This window comes from Delftia acidovorans NBRC 14950, assembly GCF_001598795.1.
Lineage (GTDB): Bacteria > Pseudomonadota > Gammaproteobacteria > Burkholderiales > Burkholderiaceae_C > Comamonas > Comamonas acidovorans.
Genome location: NZ_BCZP01000005.1, coordinates 56,560 through 75,294 on the forward strand (window position 1 = coordinate 56,560; position 18,735 = coordinate 75,294).

Sequence of the window (18,735 nt, forward strand, 5' to 3'; positions counted from 1 at the left end):
GGCCGCCCCCTGTTTTCTGGCTGGCCCCGACCAGCACCTTCGGAGTTATCACGATTAATTGAAGTTTGCGTGATACATCCGCTACAGGGTCCCTCCAACAATGGGACCCATGAACACCGCCCTCATCACCCCCCAACCGGCACAGCCCAAGGATGGCCAGCGCATCCACCCGCTGTGGCTGCGCCTCACGCATTGGCTCAATGCGCTGGCCGTGGTCATCCTGGTGACCAGCGGCTGGCGCATCTACAACGCGGCGCCGTTCTTTGATTTCAGCTTTCCGGGCTCGATCACGCTGGGCGGCTGGCTGGGCGGGGCGCTGCAATGGCACTTCGCGGCCATGTGGCTGCTGGTGTTCAACGGACTGCTGTACCTGCTGCTCAATATCGCCAGCGGCCGGTGGCTGCGCAAGTTCTTTCCCGTCAGCGTGCAGGGCGTGCGCCAGGACCTGGTGGCCGCCCTCAAGGGCCGGCTGTCGCACGCCGACCCGGCCCGCTACAACCATGTGCAAAAGCTGGCCTACCTGTTCGTGGTGCTGGACCTGGTGGTGATCGTGCTGTCGGGCCTGGTGCTCTGGAAGTCGGTGCAGTTCCCGCTGCTGCGCGAGTTGCTGGGCGGCTATGAATCCGCACGGCGCGTGCACTTCTTCGGCATGTCCGCGCTGGTGGCCTTCGTGGTGGTGCACCTGGCAATGGTCGCCCTGGTGCCCCGGACCTTCCTGACCATGATCCACGGCCGTGCGCCCAAGTCCCCATGAACATCTTCAAAGCCCCTTCCCTGCCCGGCGTCGATGGCGCGGCCGTGGTGCGCGAGGCACGCTCGCTGATCTCCCGCAAGCTGGACCAGCCCGCACGCCGCACCTTCTTGCAGCGCTCGCTCACGCTGGGCGGCCTGTCCCTGCTCACGGGCTGCAGCATCAGCGATGACAGCCACGTCGAGGCCGCGCTCAGCCAGGTATCGCGCTTCAACGACCGCATGCAGGGCCTGCTGTTCAGCCCCTCGCGGCTGGCGCCCACCTATTCCGCAGCCGAGATCACGCGCCCCTTCCCTTTCAATGCCTATTACGGAGAGGACGAGGTACGCGAGGTGGACGGGGCCAGCTGGCGCCTGGAGGTGACCGGCATGGTCGCCGACCGCCATGCCTGGACCCTGGCCGAGCTGCGCGCCATGCCGCAGGACGAACAGATCACGCGCCACATCTGCGTGGAAGGCTGGAGCGCCATAGGCCGCTGGGGCGGCGTGCGCTTTGCCGATTTCCTGCGCCACATAGGCGCCGACACCAGTGCCAAGTACGTCGGCTTCAAGTGCGTTGACGACTACTTCACCAGCATAGACATGGCCACGGCCCTGCATCCGCAGACGCTGATGGCATTGACTTACGACGGGCAGCCCCTGCCGCCCAAATATGGCTTTCCGATGAAGCTGCGCATGCCCACCAAGCTGGGCTACAAGAACCCGAAGCACATCCAGGCCATGTTCGTCACCAACACCTACTCCGGCGGCTACTGGGAAGACCAGGGCTACAACTGGTTCGGAGGCAGTTGAGCGGCCTTCCAAGCCGCTGGGCCGCCAACGAAGGTGCGAGGCCGGGCCCATCCAAAGCCGGCCGATTTGCAATACCGCAAACCGCTAATCCAAAGGAAGACTCAAATGACCAAGCTCACCACCACCCTGCTCGCCACCTGCCTCGCCCTGGCCGGTGCCACCACGGCATTCGCTGCGGATGAGATGGCGAAGGACGGCATGTCCAACGGAGCCATGTCCAAGGATTCGATGTCCAAGGACGGAATGAAGAAGGACTCCATGGCCAAGGACGGCATGAAGAAAGACTCCATGTCCAAGGACGGGATGAAGAAGGACTCGATGTCCAAGGACGGCATGCACAAGGATGGAATGAAGAAGGATTCCATGGGCAAGGACGCCATGTCCAAATAAGCAGACGGACTCGCCTGATCCGTCTGGTGCCCTCCAGGCGGTCGGGCCGTCGGGGCTGCTTGGAAAGCTGACTGGGGCTGCCGATCAGGCAACCAGGCACAGAGCCCGGTCCTGCCTGCGCCCCGAGTGCCCGCTCTGCAACAGAAGCGGGCCGGCGGGCTTCAGCGGCGCTGCGGAGGACGCGGGCCCGGTGCGCCGGAGCGTTGCTCGATGTGGCGGAACGTGAGGCGACCCTTGTTCAGGTCATAGGGCGACATTTCAAGCGTCACCTTGTCGCCGGCCAGCACGCGGATGCGGTGCTTGCGCATTTTTCCGCCGGTATAGGCGATGAGCTGGTGGCCGTTTTCCAGCGTTACGCGGAAGCGGGAATCAGGCAGCACTTCGTCTACCCGGCCTTGCATTTCGATCAGTTCTTCTTTAGCCAATGGGACTCCTGTGAGTACATGTTGAAAGGGTTGCGTCGCCGCAAGTTGCTGGTGCAGCACCATGCTGCGGCCTTGGGCCAGCGCAGGATGACCGCTGCACGCAGGCAGCGGAGCATCGAAAAAAGGGAAAAGAGGTCCCTGCAGGTGGCAGGGAGAGTGCGGACCCGGGAGGTGGGTTGGATTCGCGTGGTGCTCGCCGTTGAGAGTGACAGTTGCGGACCTCGTCACAGACTTTGTGACAGTGGGCGGCTAACGGCAGCCCGGAGACCGCGAAGGTGTCAGACGGGCACTGAGGAGGCGAACAACAAGGACAGCACCTCCATCAGTATAGGTGAATTGCCGGCCGCGCGTTGAAGCGGCGCCGGGTACCACACCTGTACGGGACGGCATTTTCCCTGTCGCGACTGGGGCAATTCGCAGTCGAACCGGGAGAAGTGCCCTCTCTTGGTGGTTGCCGCGGCATCGAAGCGGCCGCCGGCGGCCCGCCTCATGCCTTTCACCTATCCCAGCTTGGGCAGCAGATTGAACAGCAGCACCATCAGCAGGCCCACAAAGGACACGATGGACTGGACCACGGTAATGGTCTTGGTGGCCTCGCCCATGCTCATGCCGAAGGACTCCTTCACCATCCAGAAGCCCGCGTGGTTGGCGTAGTTGAAGAACAGCGAGCCGCAGCCAATGGCCAGCGCCAGCAGCGGCACGTTCAGCGAAGGATCGGAGGCCGCCAGCGGCGCCAGCAGGCCCGCCGCGCCCACGATGCCCACGGTGGCCGAGCCGGTGGACACCGACAGCAGCATGGCGATCATCCAGCCCAGCACCAGCGGAGGCAGGGCGAACTGCTGGGTCATGTGGACGATGGCATCGCCCACCTTGGCGCTGGTCAGGATCTGCTGGAAGGCGCCGCCGCCCGCAATGATGAGCATGATGCCGGCGATGGGCTTGAGGCTCTGGCCCAGCGCGTCGCGCAGCTTCTCGGCATCGGCGCCGCGCAGATAGCCCAGGGTGATGGAGGCAAACACCACGCCCAGCAGCATGGCCACCAGCGGATTGCCCAGGAAGGCCGCCGCATGCAGCAGGCCCGAATCCTTGGGCAGAAGCACCTCGGCCAGCGCATGCACCAGCATCAGCAGCGCGGGCAGCAAGGCGCACAGCACGCCCATGCCGATGCTGGGCGCACTGCCCTCCCCGCCTTCCTTCTTGCCTGATGTGAACTGCTCCAGCAGGGCTGCATCGGGGCGCGTGCTCATGCGCGGCGTGATGAAGGCCCCATACAGCGGGCCACCCAGCACCATGGCGGGAATCACTGCCAGAAAGCCGTACAGCATGGTCGGGCCGACCGTGGTGTGCAGCGTGGCAATGGCGGTGAGAGGGCCGGGGTGCGGCGGCACCATGCCGTGCATGGCGGCCAGCGCGGCGATCACGGGCACGCCCACATAGACATAGGCCGATCCCTTGAAGCGCTCATTGCTTTCCAGCTTGCGCGCCACGCTGAAGATCAGCGGCAGCATGACCACCAGCCCCACCTCGAAGAACATGGGGATGCCGATCACGAAGGCCACCAGGGTCATGGCCCAGGGAATCATGCGCTCGGAGGTGCGCTGCAGGATGGCACTGGCCAGCCGCTCGGTGGTGCCGGAGTCCGCCAGGATCTTGCCCAGCATGGCGCCCAGGGCAATCACCACGCCCACCGCGCCCAGCGTCTTGCCGGCCCCGTTGGTGAGGTTCTTGACGATCTCGCCCGGCGCCATGCCCGTGGCAAAGCCCACGCCAATGGAAACCACCAGCAGGGCCAGCAAGGGATGAAGACGGATGCGCGAGACGATCAGCGCGACGAGGACCAGCACGCTGGCCAGCGCGATGAGCAGCAGTTGGGTATCGAATGAAGACATAGGAAGCTTGGAGTTGTGATTCTTGGCGTTGGACCCCGCCTGCGCGCTTGCGGCATGCGGCATGCCGCAAGCGGTGGGCGGTTTCCAATCGCTACAAATCGTATGCCTGGGCCTGTCGGCGGGTTGTAGGTTTCAGGCTTGTTCACAGAGTTCGCGCTGGCGCCGGTCCACAATCGTGCCTGCCGGGCAAGCCCGGTGCTGCCATCCCGGAACCCATGCGCATACACCATCCCCCCGTACCGGAGCTGCCCGGAATCTCCCTTCGCCAGATCGAACGCTCGGACATCGGCGCCTGGTACGCCTACCTGAGGCTGCCCGCCGTCACCGAGCACACCAGTTGGAACCTCGCCTCAGGCGACGACCTGCTGCCGCTGTTCGATGCGTTCGAGTCCCCGTCCGCCGACTCCCAGCGCCGCCTGGCCGTCGTCGATGCCCGCAGTGGCCGGATGGTGGGCAGCATCGGCTTTCACACCATCTCCGGCGTGAACCGCACCGCCGAAATCGCCTACGACCTCGCCCCGGAGTACTGGGGACGCGGCATAGCCAAGGCCCTGTGCGCGACAGTGACCCGATGGGCCTTTCAGGAATACGGCTTCATCCGCATCCAGGCTGCGGTGCTGGAGTCGAACCAGGCCTCGGCCAAGGTCGTGCAGGCCTGCGGGTACCGGCATGAGGGGCTGCTGCGTTCGTTCAGGCTGGTTCGCGGAATGCCCAGGGACTATGCGCTCTATGCGCGGCTTGCGACAGACGAATGAGCGGGCGATAAGCCCAGGCATCCCCATGCACTCCTGCAGCGATCCTCACGCGCCCCGCACTCTGGACCTCATCCCCAACGATCCTGTCCAGCCCGAGTTCCAGCGCCTGGAGGATGATGCGCGCGCAGCCATCGCCAGCGCCCTCGGCGAGGCGCTGGACAGCCTCTACCTGTATGGCAGCGTGGCGCGCGGCTGCGCGAGGGCGGGCTTCTCGGACCTGGATCTGACGATCGTGCTGGCCCGCCCCCTCTCCAGGCAGGAGAGCTCCCGGCTGGAGCAGCTGCGCCAGGACCTGCAACTACGTCACAAAGAAGTCGTGAAGATCGATTTCGATCTGGGCACTCGGCAAGAGGTGCTGGATCCGGCTCATCTTTACAGCTGGGGCTACTGGCTCAAGCATGAGTGCCGCTGCATCCATGGAGAAGACCTGGCGCAGCAGTTTGAGGCGTTCGAGCCGTCCAGGGCGATTGCACAGGCCGTCAATGGCGACTACGTGCAGGTGCTGAACGACTACCTGCAGCGCATTGCCGCAACCCGGGACGACATGGAGGCCCTGCGTCTGCAACGCGAAGCCGCACGCAAGCTGATCCGGGCCACCAATGTGCTGCGCCCCTGCTCAGGCGGCTTCTGGCCGCGCACGCTGGAGGAGTTCGCCGATTGCTTTGCGCAGCTCCATCCGGAAATGGCGCAGTCCATGGCTTTCTTTCTGGCGCAGTCAAGGACGCCCGAGGCACCCAGAGCTCGTTTCAACGCAGAGCTTTCGGCCTTCATCAGCTGGATTCGGCGCCAGCGGGCTGCATCTACGGCAGTCTAGGTACCGGGCAACGCCAGAGCCCCAAGCCGCCAAACGCCTGGCTGCCACAAAAGCTTCAAACCTTCGTCACCTCCCTGTCACGCGCAGCGGGTGCAATGTAAACGTTTTCAAGAAATCGTTTACATCCATGAGCATCACCGAGGTTGCACGCCGCGCGGGACTGTCCGTCGCCACTGTTTCGCGGGTTTTCAATACGCCGGAGGTGGTCAATGCGCAAACGCGCAGCACGGTGCTGCGCGTGGCGCAGGAAGTGGGCTATGTGGCCAATGCCAGCGCACGCACGCTGCGTACGCGCAGCAGCAAGGTGCTGGGCGTGGTGCTGCCCACGCTCACCAATCCGGTGTTTGCCGAGTGCCTGCAGGGCATTGCCTCACAGGCGGCGCTGCGCGGCTATGCGATTTCGCCCTGCACCACCGAATACGACCACGCCGGTGAAGACGCGGCCACCACGCGGCTGCTGGCCAGCGGAGTGGATGCGCTGGTGCTGGTGGTCTCCAACCCTGGCGATTCGGCGGCGCTGGCGCGTGTGCGCCAGGCCGGCAAGCCCTATGTGCTGGCCTATCACCACACCCATGAGCATGCCTGCGTGGGCGTGGACAACACGGGCGCCGTCAGGGAGCTGGTGCTGCGCCTGGCTGCGGCAGGCCACAGCCGCATCGGCATGGTCACGGGCCAGTTGCGCGCGTCCGACCGCGCCCAGCAGCGCTGCCGTGGCTATGCGCTGGGCATGCAGGCCGCAGGCCTGGCGCCGCTGCCCGTCTGGGAGGTGCCCTTTGCCGCCACGGCCGTGCAGATGCTGCAGCAGCACCTGAGCGAGCAGGCGCCGCCCACGGCCATTGTCTGCAGCAACGATCTGCTGGCGATACGCACCATCCGCGCGGCATCGCTGGCCGGGTTCCGCGTGCCTGCGGACCTCAGCGTGGTCGGCTTTGACGGGATTGCCATGGCGGGCGATCTCACGCCTTCGCTGGCCTCGATTTCCCAACCCAACCACGACATCGGCTCGGCCTGCGTGCGCCTGCTGTGCGATGCGCTGGCGGGCAAGAAAACCCTGGCCGCGCAAGACAGCCTGTGCCTGCCGCATGGCTGGCGCAGCGGCGAGTCCTGCCGGCTCTGAAACCAACAACAGCGGCCCGCGCAAGCCAAGGCCGCGCCCTTCCCTTCCCCACGCTCCCCCACCTCTTCGAGTACGCACCATGAAACTGACTGCCCTCCCCTTCAAGCTCTCCTTCAAGCCCTCCTTCAAGCGCCTGGCCCTGCTGGCCGCCACCACCGCCGTCTGCGGAACGGCCCTGGCCCAGAGCGCAATCTGCTACAACTGCCCGCCCGAATGGGCCGACTGGGGCACGCAGATCAAGGCCATCAAGGCCGATACCGGCATCACCGTGCCGCCCGACAACAAGAACTCCGGCCAGTCGCTGGCCCAGCTGGTGGCCGAGAAGGCCAGCCCCGTGGCCGATGTGACCTACCTGGGCGTGACCTTCGCCATCCAGGCGCAGAAAGACGGCGTGGTCGCCGCCTACAAGCCCGCCAACTGGGACCAGATTCCCGCCGGCCTCAAGGACCCCAAGGGCGAGTGGGTGACCATCCACTCGGGCACGCTGGGCTTCATGGTCAACAAGGCGGCGCTGGGCGGCAAGCCCGTGCCGCAGTCCTGGGCAGACCTGCTCAAGCCCGAATACAAGGGCCTGGTGGGCTACCTGGACCCGGCCTCGGCCTTCGTGGGCTATGTGGGCGCCGTGGCCGTGAACCAGGCCATGGGCGGCACGCTGGACAACTTCCAGCCCGCCATCGACTACTTCAAAAAGCTGCAGAAGAACGAGCCCATCGTGCCCAAGCAGACCTCGTATGCGCGCCTGCTGTCGGGCGAGATCGGCATCCTGCTGGACTACGACTTCAACGCCTACCGCGCCCGCTACAAGGACAAGGCCGACGTGGACTTCGTGATCCCCAAGGAAGGCACCGTGGTCATGCCCTATGTGATGAGCCTGGTGAACAAGGCGCCGCACACGGACAACGGCAAGAAGGTGCTGGACTATGTGCTGTCCGACAAGGGCCAGTCCATCTGGGCCAACGCCTACCTGCGCCCCGTGCGCGACGTGGCCCTGCCCAAGGAGGTGGCCGGCCATTTCCTGCCCGCCAGCGAGTACGCACGCGCCACCTCGGTGGACTACCAGAAGATGGCCGATGTGCAAAAGGGCTTCTCCACGCGCTACCTGCGTGAAGTGCGTTGAGCCAGGCGGACTGCATCGTGGGCATTCCCTCCCAAGCGCCAGGCGACTGGCGCGCCCGCGCGCTGCTGCTGGCCTGCAGCGCGCCGGCCGTGGCCTTCTTCGCGGCGTTCTGGCTGCTGCCGGCCGGCCTGCTGCTGGCGCTGCCGGCGCGTGAAGGCTGGCGCACCTACTTCGCCACGCTGACCGACACGCTGTACCTGCAAAGCCTGCTGCAGACGCTGGCCCTGTCACTGGCCGTGACCCTGGCCACGCTGCTGATCGGCGCGGTGATGGGCATTGCGCTGGCGCGCCACCGCTTCACGGGGCGCGGCCTGCTGCTGTCGCTGCTGACGCTGCCGCTGTCGTTTCCGGGCGTGATCATCGGCTTTTTCATCATCCTGCTGGGCGGGCGCCAGGGCGCGCTGGCCGACCTGTCGGTGGCCCTGGGCGGTGAGCGGATCACCTTCGCCTACGGGCTGCTGGGCCTGTTCCTGGGCTACCTGTATTTCTCGCTGCCGCGCGCCATTGCCTCCTACACGGCAGCGGCCGAGGCGCTGGACCCGCACCTGGAAGAGGCCGCGCGCTCGCTGGGCGGCAACGGCTGGCGCGTGGCGCGCGATGTGTGGTGGCCGCAGCTGCTGCCCACCACGCTGGCCTGCGGCGCCATCGTGTTCGCCACGTCGGTGGGCGCCTTCGGCACGGCCTTCACGCTGTCGAGCAAGTTCGAGGTGCTGCCCATCACCATCTACAACGAGTTCACCAACTACGCCAACTTCGCCCTGGCCGCCAGCCTGTCGATCAGCCTGGGGCTGATCACCTGGCTGGTGCTGTGGCTGTCGCGGCGCTGGGCGGGTCCGGCCGCCTCGGGAGTCTGAACATGCGGACCACACAAAAAAATAGCCCCCACGCTGCCCTTGCAGCGCAAGGTCCGCTGCCCCCCGAAGGGGCCGCTTTTTGCCTTGGGGCGGCCCGGCGGCCAAAAATGCCACCGCTGATGTGGCTGGTGACGGCCACGGTCACCCTGTTCATGCTGGCGCCCATGCTGCTGTCGGTGCTGGCCGGGCTGGTGCAGAACTACGGCCAGGGCCTGGCCAGCGGCTTGACCACGCGCTGGCTGGCCGAAGTCTGGGCCGGCTACGGCAATACCGTGCTGATGTCGCTGCTGCTGGCCTGCGCCTGCGTGGCCATGACCTTGGTGCTGGGCGTGCCCTGCGCCTATGCGCTGGCGCGCAGCCGCTCGCCCTGGGCCCGGCATTTCGAGGAGCTGCTGACGCTGCCCGTGGCCATTCCGGGCCTGGCCAGCGCCCTGGCCCTGCTGCTGGCCTATGGCAGCGTGGCCGCCTTCCGCCAGAGCTTTGCCTTCATCCTGGTGGGCCATGTGGTGTTCACCCTGCCCTTCATGGTGCGCATGGTGGGCTCGGCACTGCGCCGCCAGGAGCTGGTGGCGCTGGAGGAGGCTGCGCGCAGCCTGGGCGCCTCGTTCACGCAGCGCTTCCTGGGCGTGCTGGTGCCTGCCGTGCTGCCCGCCATCGTGGCCGCCTGCCTGATGGTGTTCACCCTGTCCATGGGCGAGTTCAACCTGACCTGGATGCTGCACACGCCGCTGACGCGCACCCTGCCCGTGGGCCTGGCCGACAGCTATGCGTCCATGCGCATCGAGGTGGGTTCGGCCTACACCCTCATCTTCCTCATCGTCATCCTGCCCGTGATGTGGTTGCTGCAGGCGCTGGGGCATTTCATCGAGAAGCATTATGGAAAGTAACAGCGTCGCCATCGACATCCGGCAATGCGCCAAGACCTATGCCGACGGCACCCGCGGCCTGCAGGCCACCGACCTGCGCGTGGAGCCCGGCGAGGTGCTGGCCCTGCTCGGCCCCTCGGGCTGCGGCAAGACCACGCTGCTGCGCATCATCGCGGGGCTGGAGACGCCGGACGCGGGCAGCCGCATCGCCTTCGGCGACACCGACGTCACCCGCGTGCCCATAGAAAAGCGCCAGGTGGGCATGGTGTTCCAGCACTACGCGCTGTTCCCGCAGATGAGCGTGCAGGCCAACATAGCCTATGGCCTGCGCATACGCGGCGTGTCCGAGCAGGAGCAGCGCCGCGTGGTGGGCGAACTGGTGGACCTTGTGCGCCTGAACGGCCTGGAGCACAAGCGCCCGGCCGAACTGTCCGGCGGCCAGCGCCAGCGCGTGGCCCTGGCCCGCGCCGTGGCATCGCGCCCGCGCGTGCTGCTGCTGGACGAGCCGCTGACCGCACTGGACGCCAAGCTCAAGGAAACCCTGCGCGACGAGCTGGCCCAATTGCTGCGCCAGCTGCGCATCACCGCCGTCCACGTCACGCACGACCAGCAGGAGGCCATGGCCATTGCCGACCGCATGGCCGTCATGCAGGCAGGCCGCATCCTGCAGGTGGGCGACGGTGAGAGCCTGTACCGCCGACCGGCCCATCCCTTTGTCGCCACCTTCCTGGGGCGCGTGAACCAGGTCGAACGCAGCGAAGACGATGCGCGCAGCAACCGGCTGGCGCTGGCCGGCATGGAGCTGGCCTGCCCGGCCGAATGCACGGGCGCGGCCCGGCTGCTGCTGCGCCCTGAAGACATCGAGGTCTGCGCCGCCGGCACGCCGGGCGCCGTGCCCGCATCAGTGGCGCGCCGCGTCTTTCTGGGCGACCGCCTGCAGCTCACGCTGGAACTGGCAGGCCACACGCCGCTGATGGCCGACGTGGCCCGCGACCACGCCGCGCAATCGGGCGACCGCGTGGCCTTGCGCATCGCCCCCCACCAATGGATGCCCAACCATGCCCACGCCTGAAACCCTGCGCCCCTCCATGACCACCTTCCTGGCCCAGCTCACCGACCTGCACATCCGCGAACCCGGCCGCCTGACCTACCGCCGCATCGATACCGCCCAATACCTGGAGCGCACGGTGCAAAGCGTGCTCGCCCTGCCGCAGCAGCCGCACGCCGTCGTGATCACGGGCGACCTGACCGACTTCGGCCGGCCCGCCGAATACGCCCACCTGCGCAGCCTGCTGGCGCCGATGGGCACGCTTCCCATCTACCTGCTGCCCGGCAACCACGACGACCGCGACACGCTGCGCACCGCCTTTCCCGAGCACACCTGGCTGCGCAGCGACGGCTTCATCCAGTACGCCGTGGACATTGGCGATCTGCGGCTGATCGCGCTGGACACCGTGGTGCCCGGCCACAGCGAGGGCGCATTGTGCGAGGAGCGCCTGCAATGGCTGGAGCTGCAGCTGGCCGCCAGCGAAGGCCGCCCCGTGGTGATCGCCATGCACCACCCGCCCTTCGAGACCCTGATAGGCCACATGGACAAGATCGGCCTGCTGCAGGGTGCACAGGCGCTGGAAGACCTGGTGCGCCGCCACCCCAACGTGCAGCGCGTCATCTGCGGCCACCTGCACCGCAGCATCCAGGTCGCCTTCGGCGGCACGGTGGCCATGACCTCGCCCGCGCCCGCCCACCAGGTCTGCCTGGACCTGGCGCCCGACGCCGCATCGGCCTGGACGCTGGAGCCGCCCGGCTTCATGCTGCACGCCCTGCCGCACGGCGGCCGGCTGGTCAGCCATGCCGTGGCCAGCGGGCAATTCGACGGGCCGCACCCGTTCTGGGATGCGGACGGGCGGTTGATCGACTGAGCCCGGGCCAGCGCCCCTGTGGCCGCGTCAGCGGCCCGCGCCGACCCGCTGCCGCCGCCCCAGCCCCATCCATCCGATGGCTGCAGCCAGCAGGCTCAGGACCACAAGGGCTGTGTGCTGCAGCGTCGGCACGGGGGTCACCTGGCCACCGCCGGGTGGAGCCGCCACCGTATTGATGGACGCGGAAGCCATGCACGGCACCGTTCCCACGACCTGCCCTGCTTGCATGCACTGCACCGCCGGGTCCCCGGCATTCACGGTGGCCACATTGGTAATGGTTGCGGGCGCCGGGTTGGACACGCTGGCCATCACGGTGAAAACCAGCGAGTCTCCTGCCGCGAACACGGGCACCGTGACTGCCAGCGATCCGGAGCCTGACGCCACGGGACATGGCGTGCTGGCGCCGGGCGTACAGATCCAGGTGGCGCGCTCCAGGCCGGCAGGCAGGCTGTCGGCAATCTGCGCCTGGGTGGCGGGCACGGTCCCCGTATTCCTGACGGTGATGGTGTAGCGCACCTCCTGCCCCGCCTGCACCTGGCCTGCGGGCGAGATGCTGTGGGTCAACGACAGGGCAGGATGCACGGCCTCCCTGTGCCAGGACATGACGTTCTGGTTTTGCACGGGCGCCCCGGTCCACGCAACGGACACGCCGTTGTCGGGCATCTCATAGGTGCCCAAACAGGTGTCGCTTTCACCCGAATGGCTGACCTGCTGGGATGTTTCCGAGAACAAGGAAGCGCACATCGCGTTGTTCATGGCACCCACCTGTTCTGTGGCCATTTCAAACCGGCTGAGCATATCCACATCATTGGGAGATCCACCCGGGCCAATTTGATTGATGGAGCGGTGCGGATTGTTTCCCGTCAGCCAGCGTTGAAGGTGGATTCTGTTTCTCACGATATTGGACCCACTGTCCGTGGAAACCCTGAAAATGAATGCGCGCACATCCGGATCGGAACTGCTGTAGGTGTTCAATCCGTCCGAGAAACTATAGGAAGTCACCAGCGCCCTTATTTCGCTCTCGTCCAGATTGGGCTGCAAGGGTGCGGCCGTTTCAAACCAGCCGGCCAGGCGGGCGGTCCTCGGAAAATCCTGGCATGAGCCGTGAGACCCCAGGGGACACGCCGTGCGATCCTGGAAATCCGAGTAGGAGGTTCTCATCTCCCCGTAGTAACGGGTCACTTGCGCGCTGGCGGGGGGGCAGGCCGAGAGTGCTGCGCCGGCCATCAAGGCAGCCATGAGGGCGTGATTTTTCATAGAACTCCCAGTGATAGATAGATTTGAGCTATCAAGGTATCACTGGCATTGAACTTTAAAAATCAACAATCCCTTACAGCCACTATTCAATGACAAATATTTGCAATCCCGCCATTGGAATTGAACTCCAAGCCGTCGTCCTGTTTACTTTTCAACGGAGAGCGCCGATGAATGCGGAACTCCATAACAACCGATCTTCCGCCCAATATCCTTTTTGATTGGATCGCACAATACCCCATTTGAATCAACGATATTGTGACAAACGTTTCAAACAGTAAATAACAATAAGAAATGGCGGTAGATCCGACCCTGGAACGCCGAGGACGGCTCCCTCACCGATCCACAGGCAGCGCCAGCGTCTCCTTGACCTCTTCCATCACCACATAGCTGTGCGACTCGGCCGGCACGGGCAGTTTCTTGAGGATGTCGCCCAGCAGGCGGCGGTACTCGCGCATGCCGCCCAGGCGGGCCTTGACCAGGTAGTCGAAGCTGCCCGAGACCAGGAAGCACTCCAGCACGTCAGGCACGTGCAGCAGCTCCTGGCGCACCTTGTCGAAGACCTCGCCCGACTTGGACGAGAGCTTGATCTCCACGAACACCAGCAGCGTCTTGCCCAGCGCCTCGGGCGAGAGGTGGGCGTGGTAGCCGGTGATCACGCCATCGCGCTCCAGGCGGCGCACGCGCTCCGAGCAGGGCGTGGCCGAGAGGCTGACCTGCTCGGCCAGTTCGGTCATGGAGATGCGGCCGTCCCGCTGCAGGATGTCGAGGATCTTGCGATCGGTGCGGTCAAGCACGCGGTTTTCACTTTTGGCGGCCATGGCGGCGATTCCCGGGGCTTATCAATCACTGGAGAGTAGCAATATTTCAGTGGTTTCCACTGCCTCATCGTCAATAGACTTTGATTTCATCTTGTTGACCTGGCGGTGAATCGTATGAAAGTCCTTGTTCTTGGCGGCGGTGTCATCGGCGTGACCAGTGCGTACTACCTGGCGCGGGCCGGTGCCGAGGTCACGGTGCTGGACCGGCAGGATGCGCCCGCGTCCGAAACCAGCTTTGCCAACGCAGGCCAGGTCTCGCCCGGCTACTCCACGCCCTGGGCGGCGCCCGGCATTCCGCTCAAGGCCCTGAAGTGGATGCTGCAGGAACACGCGCCGCTGGCCGTGCGCCTGGACGGCAGCCTGTTCCAGCTGCGCTGGATGGCGCAGATGCTGCGCAACTGCTCGGCCCAGCGCTACGCCGTCAACAAGGAACGCATGATGCGCGTGGCCGAGTACAGCCGCAGCTGCCTGCAGCAGTTGCGCGCCGACACCGGCATTGCCTACGAGCAGCGCACGGGCGGCACCTTGCAACTGTTCCGCACCCAGGCCCAGCTGGACGCCGTGGGGCGCGACGTGGCCGTGCTGCGCGAATGCGCCGTGCCCTTCGAGCTGCTGGACCGCGACCAGCTCGCCCAAGTGGAGCCCGCCCTGGCCCAGGCGCGCGACCGGCTGACGGGCGGCCTGCGCCTGCCCAAGGATGAGACCGGCGACTGCCACCGCTTCACCAACGAGCTGGCCCGCATCGCCACCGGCCTGGGCGTGGAGTTGCGCTTCAACCAGAACGTGGATGGCCTGGTGGTCGAAGGCGGCCGCATTGCCGGCGTGCGCGTGAATGGCGAGCTGCTGACCGCCGACCGCTATGTGATGGCCTTCGGCAGCTACTCGCGCCAGGCGCTGGAGCCGCTGGGGCTGGACCTGCCCGTCTACCCCGTCAAGGGCTATTCGCTCACCGTGCCGCTGGGCAACCCGGCGCTGGCGCCGCAGTCCACGGTGCTGGACGAGACCTACAAGATTGCCGTCACCCGCTTTGACGACCGCATCCGCGTGGGGGGCATGGCCGAGCTGGGCGGGTTCGACCTGCGCCTGGACCCGCGCCGCCGCGCCACGCTGGAACTGGTGGTCAACGACCTGTTCCCGGGCGGCGATGTGGCGCGCGCCAGCTTCTGGACCGGGCTGCGGCCCATGACGCCGGACGGCACGCCCATCATCGGCGCCACGCACTATGCCAACCTGTTCCTGAACACCGGCCACGGTACGCTGGGCTGGACCATGGCCTGCGGCTCGGGCCGCCTGATCGCCGACCTGATCACCGGCCGCAGCCCGGAAATCAGCACGGACGGCCTGGCCCTGGACCGCTACACGCACCGGCCGGCCCGGCACCTGGGGGGCAGCTCCACGCCCGTGTCCGCCTGAGCGTCCTGAGCGCGGCCGGGCGTCGCCCCCACTTCAATGCGCCGAGAACCCCAGCAGGTATTCGTAGCTGAGGCTGGTGGTGCGCGCGTCGCCTGCCACGGGCAGGCGCACGATGGCCAGCAACTGGTTCATGCCGGCACGCGGTGTGACGGTCACCAGGCCGTCGGCATCGGTTGCCAGTGGCGTGCCGCTTTCTCCCAGCGACACGCGCACGCCGGCCCGGGGCTGGCCGTTCAGCAGCACCTGGAATTGCTGGGGCTCGCCCGCGTGAGGCGAGCGGCGGGTCCTGGCGATGATCTCCAGGGTCTGGCCCAGCTTCTCGCGGGTGACCGGGCCCCATTCGAGGATGGTCTTGTGGAACTTGAGCGCATGCACGCCGCTGGTGGCACCGGGGTTCTCGGTCATGGGCTTTTCGACCATCGGCCCCTCGCCCACGCGGCTGAAAAATCCGTTGTCGAAATGCGCGGCCAGCAGCGCAGCCTTGCGGGCCGGCGTGGCGCGGGCGCCGCCGGGCACGGGCTGCACGGCCACGTCGATGCGGCGGCCGCGCGCGTCATAGGCCTCAACGCTCTTGAGCTTGCCGGCCGCAAAGTTCTCCAGCTTGCCCTCATGGCCGCCGAATTGAACGGTGTAGGCGCCGTCGGCATCGGGCTCCAGCCAGACGTTGTGGGCCTGGGCCAGCGGTGCGCAGGCCAGCAAGGCCGCGAATGCGGCGGATGTGAAATAGGGGTGGGATTTCATTTCTTGCTTCCTCAAAACTGTGTCTGCACGCCGACCTTGAGCGTGCGCGGCGCGCCGGGCGCGAACAGCGGCACGCCGCGGATGACCGAGGCCGACGTGGCATAGGCCTTGTCCCCCAGGTTGGAGACCACGGCATAGATGCGGCTGCGCGCCGAAGGCAGGCGCCAGCTCAGGCCCAGGTCCCAGGTGGCGTAGCCGCCGTAGAACACGCTGTTGTCGGCCGTGACGGCATAGCGGCCCACGCGGCGCCAGGTGAGCGTGCCCTCCCACTGCGCCAGCGGGCGCCAGGCCAGGCCCACGGTGGCCGTCTGCCGGGGCACGCCGGCCACCTGGTTGCCGACCAGGGCCGGGTTGCCGTTCTCGGTCACGCGCGAATGGGCGCTGCCCCAGGCCAGTTGCAGGTCCAGGTTCTTGCGCACCGCCCACAGCGCGCTGGCCTCCAAGCCCGTGCGGCGCGTGGCGCCGAAGTTCTCGTACACGCCGGGCGCCACGTTGCGGATCTCGCCCGAGGACTGCAGCCGATAGGCGGCCACATCCAGCACCAGGCCCGGCATGGGCTTGATCTGCGCGCCCACTTCGGTCTGCCGAAAGATATTGGGGTCCAGCCGCGCAGCGCCCAGCGCGTACTTGGCGAAATCGCTGGCCAACGCAAATCCTTCGGACCAGCTGGCGCGCAGCAGCACGCCCGGCGCCACCTGCGAGCGCAGGCCCAGCTTGGGGCTGGCATGCGAGGTGCGCGCGAGCGGGCCGCAGGGGTCGCTGCCCGTCTCGGGGCCGTTGGGACGGCAGCCGCCCGTGAAGCGGTCCCAGCGCAGGCCGGCGGACAGCTGCAGCAGGCGGTGAACGGGCGCATCCACCTCGGCAAAGGCCGAGAGGGTGTTGAGCCTGGAATTGCGGTCGTCAATGGCTGCGCCGGTGCGCTCGCGCCATTGCAGGCCGTCGTAGAACTGGTAGTCGGTGGACTCGCGCACGGCCTCCAGCCCGGCCACCCAGTTGAGCGGGGTGAGCGCCGTGACATGGCGGCCATTGAGGCTGGTGCCGGCGCCGTAGACGGCGCGGTCATAGCTTTCCTCGCGCTGGCGCCACTGCAGTGCGTCGATGGGCCGGCTGAACCAGCGCGTGAAGCTTTGCTGCGTGGTGTAGGCATGGCCCAGCCAGGTCAGCCGGGGCGAGAGCGCGTACTGCACATCGGCCCGCAGCGTGGCGAAGTTCTTGCGCGTGCCATCGTTCATGGCGCGCGGGTCCATGCCTTGCGGATCGCGCGCGAACTGCCCCGCCGTCAGGTACGACGGCGAATCGCCCTCACCATGGTGCAGCCGTGCCGACAGCGCAACCTCCAGCTGCGGCGTGAGCCGCTTGCTCCAGCGCAGGGCCGCCGTGCTGCGCTGGAACTGCGACTGCGCGCGAAATCCATCGGTGCGGTAGTGCTGGGCCGCCAGGTTCAGGAATTCGCCCTCCCCCAGCTTCAGCCCCAGGGCGCCCTGCGCGTCCAGCGTGCCGTGGGAGGACAGGCTGACATCAGCCTCGCGGTAGGGGGTGTAGTCGCCCTGCTTGCGCGTCTCTATCGCCATCAGCCCTGCACGGTTGAAGTTGCCGTACAGCGCGGACACGGGACCCTTGTAGATGCTGATGCGCTCCATCTCCAGCGGCACGATCACGCCCAGGTCCACATAGCCGTCAGCATGCGACATGGCCTCGTTCAGTGGAATGCCGTCCAGCACCACGCCCACGTCGCCGCCATGGCCGCCACCGCCGAAGCCGCGCATGACGATGGCGTCACCCACGCCGGACAGCTGGTAGTTCTGCACATTCATGCCCGGCACCTGGCGCAGCAGCTCCTGCGGATGGCTGACATGGGCGTTGGCGATGTCCTCGGCCTCGATCACCGTGGTGGTGTAGGCGGCCGAGGCGCCGCGCGCGGTCTGGCCCTTGACCTCGACAGGCTGCAGGCTGGCCGTGGCGTCGCCCGCCTGCTGTGCACCGACATGGGGAATGCAACCCAGGCCCAGCAGGCCAGCTGCCGCAATCTGGTGCACGGCAAGGCGCCGGGAAAGGGAATTCAGGGAATGTGTCATGCGTTTCCAGGAGTTGTATGAAGAAAAAAGCAAACTTCATACCGACCTGCATGACAAGGGCTGCGCAAGGCGCCCGGCCCCGGGCTGGCTCAATCGTCGTGCGAATGCGGATGGTGGTGCGCGTGATCGTGCCCGCCAGGCTCTGCCCTGCGCACCATCACCACGTTGAGCTGGCCGTGGTGCACGCCGCGCTCGGCCGTGATGGTGTCGGCAAATCGCCGCACGGCGCTGGCCGGGCCGCGCAGCATCACCGTCTCTATGCACTGCTCATGGTCCAGGTGCACATGGGTGGTGGCCATGTGCAGCTCATGGTGGTCGTGCTGCAGGCTGGCCAGGCGCTCGGACAGGTCGCGCTCGTGGTGGTTGTAGACATAGGACAGGTTGGCCACGCACAGGCCGTCGGCGTCCTCGCGCTCGCGCACCTGGGCCAGGTGGGCGCGCAGCACGTCGCGGATGGCCTCGGAGCGGTTGTCGTAGCCGCGCGCGGCGATCCATGCGTCGAAATCACGGGCCAGGTCGTCGTCGATGGAGATGGTGAAGCGTTCCATGGGCAGCAGAAGTGGGGAAACAGGTGGCGGGAACAAAAAAGGTCGGCATCACGCAGGATGTGCCGGCCATTGTCCGGCCATCCAGGCCGGTGCCCTGCATGCAACACCCGCGCCAATCACTGTCGGCGCAGGCTGGCAATAGCGACAAACCACCACGGTCATGCTTTGTTCACATTCGCGCAATATCCGGTTACC

General features: G+C 66.6%; 19 protein-coding genes. 12 read left to right on the forward strand and 7 right to left on the reverse strand.

The features are described from left to right. The first annotated feature begins 100 nt into the window (after nt 1-100). From DA1_RS07880 to DA1_RS07890, 3 genes are all read left to right on the forward strand, one after another. Nucleotides 101-754, forward strand: coding sequence for a cytochrome b/b6 domain-containing protein (locus DA1_RS07880; RefSeq protein WP_034392405.1), 654 nt, complete (start codon nt 101-103; stop codon nt 752-754). Then, the gene (locus DA1_RS07885; protein ID WP_034392402.1) at nt 751-1,542 is read left to right on the forward strand and encodes a molybdopterin-dependent oxidoreductase; all 792 of its coding nucleotides are present in this window, start codon (nt 751-753) and stop codon (nt 1,540-1,542) included. The genes DA1_RS07880 and DA1_RS07885 overlap by 4 nt, the downstream gene beginning before the upstream one ends. 105 nt (nt 1,543-1,647) lie before the next feature. Next, on the forward strand, nt 1,648-1,932 hold the full coding sequence (locus DA1_RS07890; protein ID WP_034392399.1) for a pentapeptide MXKDX repeat protein: 285 nt from the start codon (nt 1,648-1,650) through the stop codon (nt 1,930-1,932). A 161-nt stretch (nt 1,933-2,093) separates the two neighbouring features. On the opposite strand, the gene infA is transcribed toward DA1_RS07890, so the two are convergent. Continuing rightward, nucleotides 2,094-2,357 carry a translation initiation factor IF-1 gene (gene infA / locus DA1_RS07895; protein ID WP_012204971.1) on the reverse strand — a complete coding sequence of 88 codons (264 nt, stop codon included), beginning with the start codon at nt 2,355-2,357 and terminating at the stop codon, nt 2,094-2,096. Between the two features lie 500 nt (nt 2,358-2,857). Then, the gene (locus DA1_RS07900) at nt 2,858-4,246 is read right to left on the reverse strand and encodes a GntP family permease (RefSeq protein WP_016453662.1); all 1,389 of its coding nucleotides are present in this window, start codon (nt 4,244-4,246) and stop codon (nt 2,858-2,860) included. A 215-nt stretch (nt 4,247-4,461) separates the two neighbouring features. Here DA1_RS07900 and DA1_RS07905 point away from each other — a divergent pair, with 215 nt between their 5' ends. From DA1_RS07905 to DA1_RS07940, 8 genes are all read left to right on the forward strand, one after another. Beyond that, on the forward strand, nt 4,462-5,001 hold the full coding sequence (locus tag DA1_RS07905; RefSeq protein ID WP_034392396.1) for a GNAT family N-acetyltransferase: 540 nt from the start codon (nt 4,462-4,464) through the stop codon (nt 4,999-5,001). Nucleotides 5,002-5,026: 25 nt separating this feature from the next. Next, a complete protein-coding gene (locus DA1_RS07910; RefSeq protein WP_034392395.1) occupies nt 5,027-5,815 on the forward strand; it encodes a nucleotidyltransferase domain-containing protein in 789 nt (262 codons plus the stop codon). A gap of 127 nt (nt 5,816-5,942) precedes the next feature. Further along, on the forward strand, nt 5,943-6,932 hold the full coding sequence (locus tag DA1_RS07915) for a LacI family DNA-binding transcriptional regulator (RefSeq protein WP_034392392.1): 990 nt from the start codon (nt 5,943-5,945) through the stop codon (nt 6,930-6,932). Between the two features lie 79 nt (nt 6,933-7,011). Beyond that, nucleotides 7,012-8,049 (forward strand): ABC transporter substrate-binding protein, encoded by a 1,038-nt coding sequence (locus DA1_RS07920; RefSeq protein ID WP_012204963.1) that lies wholly within the window; start codon nt 7,012-7,014, stop codon nt 8,047-8,049. Then, nucleotides 8,046-8,903, forward strand: a complete 858-nt coding sequence (locus DA1_RS07925; protein ID WP_034392389.1) for an ABC transporter permease — start codon at nt 8,046-8,048, stop codon at nt 8,901-8,903. The genes DA1_RS07920 and DA1_RS07925 overlap by 4 nt, the downstream gene beginning before the upstream one ends. 119 nt (nt 8,904-9,022) lie before the next feature. Continuing rightward, a complete protein-coding gene (locus tag DA1_RS07930; protein ID WP_034398390.1) occupies nt 9,023-9,790 on the forward strand; it encodes an ABC transporter permease in 768 nt (255 codons plus the stop codon). Further along, nucleotides 9,780-10,841 carry an ABC transporter ATP-binding protein gene (locus tag DA1_RS07935; protein ID WP_016448130.1) on the forward strand — a complete coding sequence of 354 codons (1,062 nt, stop codon included), beginning with the start codon at nt 9,780-9,782 and terminating at the stop codon, nt 10,839-10,841. Before DA1_RS07930 ends, DA1_RS07935 begins: the two co-directional genes overlap by 11 nt. Further along, nucleotides 10,828-11,688 (forward strand): phosphodiesterase, encoded by an 861-nt coding sequence (locus DA1_RS07940; protein WP_034392386.1) that lies wholly within the window; start codon nt 10,828-10,830, stop codon nt 11,686-11,688. The genes DA1_RS07935 and DA1_RS07940 overlap by 14 nt, the downstream gene beginning before the upstream one ends. 27 nt (nt 11,689-11,715) lie before the next feature. On the opposite strand, the gene DA1_RS07945 is transcribed toward DA1_RS07940, so the two are convergent. Next, a complete protein-coding gene (locus tag DA1_RS07945) occupies nt 11,716-12,945 on the reverse strand; it encodes an IPTL-CTERM sorting domain-containing protein (RefSeq protein ID WP_034392383.1) in 1,230 nt (409 codons plus the stop codon). 332 nt (nt 12,946-13,277) lie between these two features. Next, nucleotides 13,278-13,763: a winged helix-turn-helix transcriptional regulator gene (locus DA1_RS07950; RefSeq protein ID WP_012204957.1), complete on the reverse strand. Its 486-nt coding sequence runs from the start codon at nt 13,761-13,763 to the stop codon at nt 13,278-13,280. A 114-nt stretch (nt 13,764-13,877) separates the two neighbouring features. Here DA1_RS07950 and DA1_RS07955 point away from each other — a divergent pair, with 114 nt between their 5' ends. Further along, nucleotides 13,878-15,176, forward strand: coding sequence for a D-amino acid dehydrogenase (locus tag DA1_RS07955; protein WP_034392380.1), 1,299 nt, complete (start codon nt 13,878-13,880; stop codon nt 15,174-15,176). 33 nt (nt 15,177-15,209) lie between these two features. On the opposite strand, the gene DA1_RS07960 is transcribed toward DA1_RS07955, so the two are convergent. From DA1_RS07960 to nikR, 3 genes are all read right to left on the reverse strand, one after another. Continuing rightward, on the reverse strand, nt 15,210-15,917 hold the full coding sequence (locus tag DA1_RS07960) for a DUF4198 domain-containing protein (RefSeq protein ID WP_034392376.1): 708 nt from the start codon (nt 15,915-15,917) through the stop codon (nt 15,210-15,212). A gap of 11 nt (nt 15,918-15,928) precedes the next feature. After that, nucleotides 15,929-17,992, reverse strand: coding sequence for a TonB-dependent receptor (locus tag DA1_RS07965; RefSeq protein WP_034392373.1), 2,064 nt, complete (start codon nt 17,990-17,992; stop codon nt 15,929-15,931). A gap of 89 nt (nt 17,993-18,081) precedes the next feature. Then, nucleotides 18,082-18,540 (reverse strand): nickel-responsive transcriptional regulator NikR, encoded by a 459-nt coding sequence (nikR, locus tag DA1_RS07970; protein WP_034392370.1) that lies wholly within the window; start codon nt 18,538-18,540, stop codon nt 18,082-18,084. Between the last annotated feature and the right edge of the window lie 195 nt (nt 18,541-18,735).

Bases quoted from the DNA above. Each gene is read 5' to 3' on its own strand.
- DA1_RS07910 (WP_034392395.1), top strand. From the start codon at position 5,027: ATGCACTCCTGCAGCGATCCTCACGCGCCCCGCACTCTGGACCTCATC.
- DA1_RS07950 (WP_012204957.1), bottom strand. From the start codon at position 13,763: ATGGCCGCCAAAAGTGAAAACCGCGTGCTTGACCGCACCGATCGCAAG.
- DA1_RS07945 (WP_034392383.1), bottom strand. From the start codon at position 12,945: ATGAAAAATCACGCCCTCATGGCTGCCTTGATGGCCGGCGCAGCACTC.
- DA1_RS07885 (WP_034392402.1), top strand. From the start codon at position 751: ATGAACATCTTCAAAGCCCCTTCCCTGCCCGGCGTCGATGGCGCGGCC.
- DA1_RS07960 (WP_034392376.1), bottom strand. From the start codon at position 15,917: ATGAAATCCCACCCCTATTTCACATCCGCCGCATTCGCGGCCTTGCTG.
- DA1_RS07905 (WP_034392396.1), top strand. From the start codon at position 4,462: ATGCGCATACACCATCCCCCCGTACCGGAGCTGCCCGGAATCTCCCTT.
- DA1_RS07965 (WP_034392373.1), bottom strand. From the start codon at position 17,992: ATGACACATTCCCTGAATTCCCTTTCCCGGCGCCTTGCCGTGCACCAG.
- DA1_RS07955 (WP_034392380.1), top strand. From the start codon at position 13,878: ATGAAAGTCCTTGTTCTTGGCGGCGGTGTCATCGGCGTGACCAGTGCG.
- DA1_RS07920 (WP_012204963.1), top strand. From the start codon at position 7,012: ATGAAACTGACTGCCCTCCCCTTCAAGCTCTCCTTCAAGCCCTCCTTC.
- DA1_RS07930 (WP_034398390.1), top strand. From the start codon at position 9,023: ATGTGGCTGGTGACGGCCACGGTCACCCTGTTCATGCTGGCGCCCATG.
- DA1_RS07890 (WP_034392399.1), top strand. From the start codon at position 1,648: ATGACCAAGCTCACCACCACCCTGCTCGCCACCTGCCTCGCCCTGGCC.
- DA1_RS07915 (WP_034392392.1), top strand. From the start codon at position 5,943: ATGAGCATCACCGAGGTTGCACGCCGCGCGGGACTGTCCGTCGCCACT.
- DA1_RS07880 (WP_034392405.1), top strand. From the start codon at position 101: ATGGGACCCATGAACACCGCCCTCATCACCCCCCAACCGGCACAGCCC.
- DA1_RS07940 (WP_034392386.1), top strand. From the start codon at position 10,828: ATGCCCACGCCTGAAACCCTGCGCCCCTCCATGACCACCTTCCTGGCC.
- DA1_RS07935 (WP_016448130.1), top strand. From the start codon at position 9,780: ATGGAAAGTAACAGCGTCGCCATCGACATCCGGCAATGCGCCAAGACC.
- nikR (WP_034392370.1), bottom strand. From the start codon at position 18,540: ATGGAACGCTTCACCATCTCCATCGACGACGACCTGGCCCGTGATTTC.
- DA1_RS07900 (WP_016453662.1), bottom strand. From the start codon at position 4,246: ATGTCTTCATTCGATACCCAACTGCTGCTCATCGCGCTGGCCAGCGTG.